The organism is Synechococcus sp. R3-13 (assembly GCF_047462195.1).
In the GTDB taxonomy this organism is placed as follows: Bacteria; Cyanobacteriota; Cyanobacteriia; order Thermostichales; family Thermostichaceae; genus Thermostichus.
The window spans coordinates 1-6556 of sequence record NZ_JANSIO010000091.1 but is presented as its reverse complement, the minus strand read 5'-3'; the positions used below and the strand labels follow the sequence as shown (position 1 = coordinate 6556).

At 59.0% G+C, this 6556-nt stretch carries 7 protein-coding genes; 5 read left to right on the top strand and 2 right to left on the bottom strand.

The window, feature by feature from the left end:
* Positions 1 to 64 precede the first annotated feature (64 nt).
* The gene (gene pgsA / locus NW856_RS03070) at positions 65 to 583 is read right to left on the bottom strand and encodes a CDP-diacylglycerol--glycerol-3-phosphate 3-phosphatidyltransferase (RefSeq protein WP_414399034.1); all 519 of its coding nucleotides are present in this window, start codon (positions 581 to 583) and stop codon (positions 65 to 67) included.
* A 95-nt stretch (positions 584 to 678) separates the two neighbouring features.
* The gene (locus NW856_RS03065; protein ID WP_414399033.1) at positions 679 to 1614 is read right to left on the bottom strand and encodes a nucleoside hydrolase; all 936 of its coding nucleotides are present in this window, start codon (positions 1612 to 1614) and stop codon (positions 679 to 681) included.
* 121 nt (positions 1615 to 1735) lie between these two features.
* On the opposite strand from NW856_RS03065, the gene NW856_RS03060 reads away from it, so the two are divergent.
* The 5 genes from NW856_RS03060 to NW856_RS03040 all read left to right on the top strand — a co-directional run.
* A complete protein-coding gene (locus NW856_RS03060) occupies positions 1736 to 2740 on the top strand; it encodes a circadian clock protein KaiA (protein ID WP_414399031.1) in 1005 nt (334 codons plus the stop codon).
* 2 nt (positions 2741 to 2742) lie between these two features.
* Positions 2743 to 3045, top strand: a complete 303-nt coding sequence (gene kaiB / locus NW856_RS03055; protein ID WP_011430723.1) for a circadian clock protein KaiB — start codon at positions 2743 to 2745, stop codon at positions 3043 to 3045.
* Between the two features lie 28 nt (positions 3046 to 3073).
* Positions 3074 to 4699, top strand: coding sequence for a circadian clock protein KaiC (gene kaiC, locus NW856_RS03050; RefSeq protein ID WP_011432142.1), 1626 nt, complete (start codon positions 3074 to 3076; stop codon positions 4697 to 4699).
* Positions 4700 to 4879: 180 nt separating this feature from the next.
* Positions 4880 to 6037 carry a type IV pilus biogenesis protein PilM gene (pilM, locus tag NW856_RS03045; protein ID WP_414399029.1) on the top strand — a complete coding sequence of 386 codons (1158 nt, stop codon included), beginning with the start codon at positions 4880 to 4882 and terminating at the stop codon, positions 6035 to 6037.
* Between the two features lie 60 nt (positions 6038 to 6097).
* Positions 6098 to 6556: PilN domain-containing protein (locus tag NW856_RS03040; RefSeq protein WP_414399028.1), on the top strand; the 459-nt coding region annotated here is incomplete at its 3' end.

The following is a 6556-nucleotide window of genomic DNA, read 5'->3' as shown; positions in this document are numbered from 1 at the left end:
TGAGCTTATTATTGACTAGAGTCATGCTCCTCTGTCGGCGAGGGGCGGGGGGATCTGACAGAGGTTATGACCTGCCGGGTGACTTCGCATGATGGGGATGATCGGCGTGCAAGTAGGTCAGGCCCGAGATCAGGGTGAGAACCACCGCCACCCAAAAACAAGGGATCCCTCCCGGCCACCCCAGAATCAGCAAAGCAATGGCCAGGATTTGGGTTACCGTCTTGGCTTTGCCCCAGAGATTGGCGCCGCGGATCTGGCTCTGGTTGACCCGCCAGCCGGCGATGGCCAGCTCCCGCCCCACCAGCAAAAACACTCCCCAAGCAGGGATCCGCCCCAGCTCCAACAAGCCCAGCAGCGGCGCCAACACCAGCAGCTTATCCACCAAGGGATCCAAAACCTTGCCCACATCCGTTACCAGCCCATAACGGCGGGCCAAATGGCCATCCAGCCAATCGGTTGCCGCCGCCAACAGGAACGCCCAGAGGGCCAACCTCTCCCCCAGTGGGGATCGCAGGCTCAGGCCCAGCAAAACAAAAGGGATCCCTGCCAGCCGCAGCAGGGTGACGGCGGTGGGCAGGTTCACCCACTCCAGCTTGGCACGTTGGACGGCGCTGGGATTCTCCACCTTCGGATCTGGCCTCAAGGATTAAGGATCAGAACTATCAAGGACTATCGGAATTATTGGTAACGGCCCAAGCGCTCGGTGAGCAGGTGGTAAAACCCCTGGGCATCCACCCCAAAAGCCACCTGAACATTGGCGAGGCGACCACTGGATCCCCAGCGATCCACCACCGTCCGGCCCAGATTCAAGGAGCTGGCAGTTTCCACCTCGACGTAGCAGGGCTTAAGCTCAAACAACTGCGGCTGCAACAGATAGGCGATCACACAAGGGTCGTGCAATGGCCCTCCCGGTAGCCCGTAGCGTTCTACGTCGACCTTACCGTAAAAGGTGAGCATATTGGCCACCGTCTGCCCAACGCGGGTGCCCAGGGCGCGGATGCGCTCAATCCGCTCCGGCGTGCTGAGGACCTGTTGGGTGACGTGCAAGCCCAGCATCACCACCTCCGGGATCCCGGCGCTGAGCACGATCTGGGCGGCGTGGGGATCGGTGAGGATGTTGAACTCGGCTGCCGGGGTAACATTCCCCTCAAAGGCGGATCCCCCCATAAACACCAGCCGCTGGATGCGCTCCACAATCCGGGGCTGCTGCACCAGGGCCACTGCCAAGTTGGTCATCGGGCCCAGCAAAGCCAAGGTAACCGGCTCAGGGGCAGCCATCAGGGTTTCAATCAGATACTCCACCGCATGCTGGGATCCCAAAGGCATCTGGGGCTCCGGCAGATCCGCTCCATCAATCCCGGTTTTGCCATGCACCTGCTCGGCGGTTTCCAGAGGGCGCAAGAGAGGTCGGGGGCAGCCAGCATACACCCCCATCTGCGGCTGACCGGCCAATTCACAGATCTGTCGAGCATTGCGGCTGGTTTTGTCCAAGGAGACATTGCCAGCCACCGTGGTAATGCCCAGCAATTGCAGCTCTTCTGGCGACGCCATAGCCAGCAGCAGAGCCACCGCATCGTCTTGGCCAGGGTCACAGTCGATGATCAGGGGCACCATAGGGATCTCGGCAGCAGCTCACTCACCCCTAGTTTAGGTTTTTCTCCCGCTCTTTTCCTCTGGCCGGTGAGCGCGGATCCCGGTCAGATTTAAGATAGGAAATATATCTTCATCCTTTGTCTTGTTGCCTGACACCCATCCACTGCGCATCAACCTGTTGCTGGATTGGGAGCCGCCAGCAGGAGAGCCCCTAGCTTGCGAGGACTGGCTACCCCCTGAACGCTTTGTTGTCGAGTGTTTTCAGGATCAAGCTACCTTCCTAGAGGCTCTCAGGAGACAAGACGGCCATGTCGATTGCTTGGTGCTCCTGGTGGATCCCACTCGGCTGCAAGAGCTGCACGATCTGGGCAATCAGCTCTGCGCGTGGGGACTGCTGCTGCCGACGGTGTTGGCGATTGTGCTGGAAGAATCCCACCTGCCAAAGGAAACACCGGAGACCGAAGGACAGATCCCTGCCACCTCATCTTTGGTGAAGGCATTGCTCAAGCGGGAGCAGTTTTTCTATCACAACGCCACCCTCGTTCGTCCCATTTCACCGCAGGAGCTGAAGGGGCAGGTGCGGGCCGACTGTACCGCTTCGGGATCCCCTTCCGTCTTGGAGCTGCTGGTGGATCGGGCCATCGCCTTGTTTCTGCAGATGTCTCCCACTTGCGGCCTCCCGCAGGGCCCAGTGCATCCGAGCGATCAGCCCTACCTGGCCTACAGCAACCAACAACAGCGACGGCTGGCGGAGAAATTGCGAGAACGGCTGAGCTATGCCGGAGTGTACTATCATCGTGACCCGGAGCTGTTTTATCGCCGCCTTCCGCCCCACGAGCAGCGAGCTTTGATGCAACGGCTGCGCGGCCTTTACCAGGCGATTGTCCTGGAATACTTTCAGTCTCCCGAAACCGCCAATGCCCGCATCGATGAACTGGTGGCCTTGGCCTTTTTTGCCGATATCGGCGCTGCTCAACTGCTGGAGCTGCACATGAACTTGATGGAAGACTTTGCCAAACAATTGAAGCTGGAAGGCCGCAGCGAAGAGATCCTGCTGGATTACCGCCTTACCCTGATCGATGTGATGGCCCACCTGAGCGAAATGTACCGCCGCTCCATTCCCAAACCTGCCCCAAGGGATCCTTAGATATGTCCACTCGCAAAGCCTATGTTCTCAAGCTCTACGTGGCGGGCAACACCCCCAATTCTCTGCGTGCCCTCAGCACCTTGCAAGACATCCTAGAAAAGGAGTTCCGCGGCGTGTACAGCCTGAAGGTGATCGATGTCTTGAAAAATCCGCAACTGGCAGAGGAAGATAAGATCTTGGCAACGCCGACCTTGGCCAAAATCCTGCCGCCACCGGTGCGGAAGATTATTGGCGACCTGTCCAACCGCGAGAAAGTGCTCATCGGCCTGGATCTGCTCTACGAAGAATTGGACGAAGAGGCTTGAGACAGGCTGCAGGAGCAAGGAGAGTGGGATGAACCAGTCATTGGGGCCTTCTGAGCCAGAAAAGCCACAAGATAACACCGCAGAGGACTCCACCGAACCAACCCCAGACAACCACCGAGCGGATCTCTCAGAGCTGCGAGGGATCCCCAAAAAACAGACGGGCATCGAGGGCTTTGAAGACATCAGTCACGGTGGGCTACCCCTGGGACGCACCACCTTGGTCAGCGGCACCTCCGGCACCGGCAAAACCCTGTTTGCCATGCAGTTCCTTTACAACGGCATCGTGAAGTATCAAGAGCCGGGGATCTTCGTCACCTTTGAGGAAACCCCCGCCGATATCATTCGCAATGCCTCCAGCTTTGGCTGGGATCTGCAGGCCCTCATCGACAGGGGCCAACTGTTTATCCTGGATGCCTCCCCCGATCCCGAAGGCTATGAGGTGAGCGGCAACTTTGATTTGTCGGCCCTCATCGAGCGCATCCAGTACGCCATTCGCAAATACAAAGCCAAGCGGGTCTCCATCGACTCGGTGACGGCCATCTTTCAGCAGTACGACCCTGCCGGTGTGGTGCGGCGGGAGCTGTTCCGCCTGACGGCCCGCCTCAAGCAGGCCAACGTCACCACCGTCATGACCACGGAGCGCACCGACGAGTACGGCCCCATCGCCCGCTACGGCGTAGAGGAATTCGTCTCCGATAACGTGGTGATCCTACGCAACATCCTGGAGGGAGAGAAACGGCGGCGCACCATCGAGATCTTGAAGCTGCGGGGCACCACCCACATGAAGGGGGAATATCCCTTCACCATCACCAACGACGGGATCAACATCTTCCCCCTGGGAGCCATGCAACTGACCCAGCGCTCCTCCAACGTGCGGGTCTCCTCCGGCATCGAGAAGCTGGACGAAATGTGCGGCGGCGGTTTCTTCAAGGACTCGATTATTTTGGCCACCGGCGCCACCGGCACGGGCAAAACCTCGCTGGTGAGCAAATTCCTGGAGCGGGGCTGCCTGGATGGGGAACGCTGCATTCTCTTTGCCTACGAAGAGTCGCGGGCGCAGCTGTCCCGCAACGCCTCCTCCTGGGGCATTGACCTGGAAGAGTTCGAGCGGCAGGGCCTCCTCAAGATCATCTGCGCCTACCCAGAATCTGCCGGCCTGGAAGACCACCTGCAGAAGATCAAAACCGAGATGATGGCCTTCAAGCCCTCCCGCATGGCCATCGACTCCCTGTCGGCGCTGGCGCGGGGGGTGAGCCAAAATGCCTTCCGCCAGTTTGTAATCGGGGTAACTGGCCTGGCCAAGCAGGAGGAGATCACCGGCTTTTTCACCAACACCACCGACCAATTCATGGGATCCCATTCCATCACCGAATCCCACATCTCCACCATCACCGACACGATTATCCTGCTGCAATACGTGGAGATCCGCGGAGAAATGGCCCGCGCCCTCAACGTCTTCAAAATGCGGGGATCCTGGCACGACAAAGGGATCCGCGAGTACCTGATCTCCAATGCGGGCATCCAAATCCGCGATTCCTTCCGGGGCTACGAGCGCATCATCAGCGGATCCCCGACCCGCATCAATGTGGATGAGAAAAACGAGCTCTCCCGGATTGTGCAAAACGTCCAGGCCCTCGAGGAAGAAGGGTTGTGAGCGGTTACAACAGTTCCGTGAGTGGGCGCGGCAACAGACCCGTTGAGTCAAGCGAATTTCCAACACCGCTCAACACCGCGCAAGCCCTGCACTTGCGGCTGGCAGGGAGGGATCGGCCCAGACAAGGATTTCCCCGCGGCCAATGGCGAACAGTGGTAACCCACCTACAAATTGGGTAGTATGCCTCTAGCAGTAGCGCAAAGGGCGGGGTTTCCCGGCGTGTTTAGCTTTCTCGGTGGCTCCAAAACCCGAACCATGCTTGGGGTGGACATCAACCCCGAGCGTATCGCCGTTGCCCAACTGAAAAAGCAGGGCAATGGTCGCTATCGTCTGGCCCACTACCACAGCGTGGAAATGCCGGAAGGGGCGATGGTCGAAGGGCGCATCCTCGATCCGAGCACAGTTGGCTTGATCCTGATGAATTTGCTCAATGAAAACAAGGTACCCACCAACCTGCCGGCAGCCACAGCAGTGCCCGTAAGGGAGGCCATTGTTCGTCTCATTCGCCTGCCTGCCGACCTACCTGCCGATGAGCTGCGCCGGGTGGTTTTGGAGCAGGAGGCCGAACTTTACATTCCCTATCCGCGGGATCAGGCGGATGTCGATTACCAACCCTTGGGTCTCGATCTTTCCCAGGATGGCATTGAGCGCATCGAAGTCTTGCTGGTGGCCATCCCCAAAGAGGTGGTGGACAACTACCTGGAGGTGCTGCAGGTGGCCAACTTGCAGGTGCGCTGTGTGGAGCTGGCCAGCTTCTCCCTCATTCGCACCATCCGCGACCAGCTAACCCAGTACGGCCCCCAAGAGGCCGTGTTGCTCAGCTCCATCGGCTACGACAGCAGCGAGATCAGCATTTTGGTGAACGGGATCCCGCAATTTACCCGCACCGTCAACATCGGCACCATCCACATGCGGCAGGTGCTGGCCCAATCCCTGAATCTGCCGGTTAGCCGCACCGGCGACCTGTTGCGAACTCTGAGGTTACCCTTGATCAACCCCACCGATATTTTGGCCACGGGAGAACAGCCAGCGCCCAGCAATCCCGGTGTAGCAGCAGTAACGCGCGTTGTCTCCGATTTGGCGGATGAACTGAAGCGCTCCATCGACTTCTTTACGAGCACAGAAAGCAGCTCGCCTGTGGTGAAAGTACTGCTGGCCGGAACTGGGGCAAGCATCGGCCAAATCGACGGCTTCTTATCTCAGTCGTTGAGCGTGGCGGTGGAGTTGGCGGATCCCTTTGGCAACATTGTCGTGCCGGATTCAGTGGAACTGCCCCTGGAGGAACGCCCAGCAATGGGAGTGGCCCTGGGGTTGGCGTTACGGGAAGACACCAAGTAGCGGCAGCAGGCAGCGCAAGCTCGCCCAACCGATGGAATAGCGCACAAGGCGGTTAAAGAGATGTACACACCGGAGATCAATTTCCTCAAAGAAAGGCCGGATGTCCTCACCACAGCTCGAACAGGTGGGGGAGAAGTAGTCGCAGCTGAGGCTGCAGAGGGATCCCAGAATTGGATCCCGGCCATTGGCCTGGGGGTTGCTGTTGCTGCTGTAGCGATGGGAGCTTTTTGGTATTTCCAAGACAGCTTTTCCCGCCAGAGAGAAACCTTGAGGGCGGAGCGGGCTCGCCTTGACAGTGAGCTCAGCACAGCCAATGCTGAGTTGTCCCAGCTGCAGAATGCCAATCAAGAGCTGCAAACCATTCGCGCCCAAACGGAAGGGTTCCGCTCCTTTCTGGGATCCGTCCAGCCTTGGTCGGCCATCTTGGAAGAGCTGCGGCGCAAGATCCCCGGCCAGGGGGTATGGATAACCAACATCAGCGCTTCCGGGGATACCGTCAATATCCAAGGAGGGGCGCTG